The following is a 391-nucleotide window of genomic DNA, read 5'->3' on the forward strand; positions in this document are numbered from 1 at the left end:
GGTGAAGTCGTAACAAGGTAACCGTAGGGGAACCTGCGGTTGGATCACCTCCTTACCTTAAAGAAGCGTACTTTGCAGTGCTCACACAGATTGTCTGATAGAAAGTGAAAAGCAAGGCGTCTTGCGAAGCAGACTGATACGTCCCCTTCGTCTAGAGGCCCAGGACACCGCCCTTTCACGGCGGTAACAGGGGTTCGAATCCCCTAGGGGACGCCACTTGCTGGTTTGTGAGTGAAAGTCACCTGCCTTAATATCTCAAAACTCATCTTCGGGTGATGTTTGAGATATTTGCTCTTTAAAAATCTGGATCAAGCTGAAAATTGAAACACTGAACAACGAAAGTTGTTCGTGAGTCTCTCAAATTTTCGCAACACGATGATGAATCGTAAGA

Annotated in this window: 1 tRNA gene and 1 rRNA gene; both read left to right on the top strand. The window is 46.5% G+C overall.

What is annotated here, in order from left to right:
• Positions 1–55 (top strand): 16S ribosomal RNA (locus tag BFF42_RS21210); the annotation flags it as partial.
• A gap of 85 nt (positions 56–140) precedes the next feature.
• Positions 141–216, top strand: a tRNA-Glu gene (locus BFF42_RS21215).
• Positions 217–391 lie beyond the last annotated feature (175 nt).

It is taken from the genome of Shigella sp. FC1661 (assembly GCF_001712525.1).
GTDB classification, from domain to species: Bacteria; Pseudomonadota; Gammaproteobacteria; order Enterobacterales; family Enterobacteriaceae; genus Escherichia; species Escherichia coli.